Here is a 1,690-nt window from a genome sequence, read left to right on the forward strand (position 1 = left end):
CCTCGGGCTTTCACGGTAATACGCGGTAAACCCGTGTCACCAACAAAGATTGGTGCCCTTACCTGGGATAATTCGACTTGCGACAGTTGAAAAATTCCAGAAACAAGGAGCACCAATCTGGTGAGCAAGTCTACTTCCTGTTATCCGAAACTCTCCGTCGACACCACCGCCAACGCGCTTGTGTCGCAATCCGGAGCGATTATTCTGATCAGCACCGCCGAAAGAACTGGCCTGACCAGGTCCTTGTCGGAGGCACTGTCGCCGTGGCGTAAACCCACCGCCCAACACGATCCAGGAAAAATCCTGCTCGATCTCGCGCTTTCCCTCGCAGTCGGCGGTGACTGCCTCGCAGACATCGCGACCTTGCGTGAACAACCGGCCCTGTTCGGGCCAGTCGCATCCGACGCGACCGTATCTCGCCTGATCAGCACCCTCGCCGCCGACGAACCGGCCGCATTGTCCGCGATCAACTCCGCCCGAGCTGCGGCCCGAAATATAGCGTGGTTACACGCCGGTGAACACGCGCCCAACCACTACATCGACCCGCAGCACCCCTTGATCGTCGACCTCGACGCCACCCTCGTGACCTCCCATTCGGAGAAAGAGAAAACTGCGCCGAATTTCAAGCGGGGCTACGGTTTCCATCCTCTGTTGGCGTTCGTCGACCACGGCGAACACGGCACAGGTGAACCCTTGAGTTTCCTGCTGCGGCCAGGAAACTCCGGTTCCAATACCGCCGCCGACCACATTCACGTAACCCGACAAGCATTGGCGCAGTTGCCGTTCCGAACCAGCGGTGCGGTCGGGAAGAAAGTGCTGATCCGCACCGACGGTGCCGGCAGTACCCATGCTTTCCTCGAATATTTGACCGCCCGGCGATTGTCGTATTCGGTCGGGTTCACCTTGACCGACGCGATGGCAGCGGCAGTCGACGACATTCCCGAAGATCTGTGGATACCGGCACTCGATTCGAGCGGCGGTATTCGCGACGGAGCGTGGGTTGCGGAACTGACCGGGCTCGTTCACTTGTCGGGCTGGCCGGCAGGGATGCGGCTCATCGTGCGTAAAGAACGACCTCATCCGGGCGCTCAACTGCGTTTCACCGACCGTAATGGTCTGCGACTGACCGCGTTCGTGACCAACACAGTGGTCGGGAGTCTGCAAACCTTGGAGTTGCGGCACCGCCGCCGGGCTCGTTGCGAAGACCGAATCCGCACCGCCAAGGACACCGGTCTGACGAACCTTCCGCTGCACGGTTTCGCCCAGAATGCGATTTGGTTGGCGATCGTCGCCCTCGCTTCCGAATTGACAGCGTGGATGCAAATGCTGGCGTTGACCAGCAGTGACGCACGCCGGTGGGAACCGAAACGACTTCGCCTACGGCTGTTCTCCATTGCCGGGCGCATCGCCCGGCATGCCAGGAAAACACGTCTGCGATTGTCTGGGCGGGCGCCGTGGTCCGGTCTGATTACGTCGGCGTTGGCCAGGCTCGAGGCGTTGCCGGCGCCGACCTAAAACACCGGCGAATCTTGTTGGTACGAGCGGAAAGAGCACCTCTCCGGAATGTGGAATCCGGCAGCATCCCGACTGCACACGGGTCGACCGGTCATATTCGGATACTGATTCGGGCCGTGAAAACATGATCGGCGAACCGCTCAGGCCGGCAGCGGCCTCTCATGCAAGATTGAGG

The 1,690-nt window shown here is 60.5% G+C and carries 1 protein-coding gene; it reads left to right on the forward strand.

The genetic code is table 11. From position 1 onward, the window contains the following. Positions 1-120 precede the first annotated feature (120 nt). Complete coding sequence (locus MTX36_RS29365) at positions 121-1,515, forward strand: IS1380 family transposase (protein ID WP_243623182.1); 1,395 nt, start codon at positions 121-123, stop codon at positions 1,513-1,515. Positions 1,516-1,690 lie beyond the last annotated feature (175 nt).

This window comes from Rhodococcus sp. ARC_M6, from assembly GCF_022810305.1.
In the GTDB taxonomy this organism is placed as follows: Bacteria; Actinomycetota; Actinomycetes; order Mycobacteriales; family Mycobacteriaceae; genus Rhodococcus_F.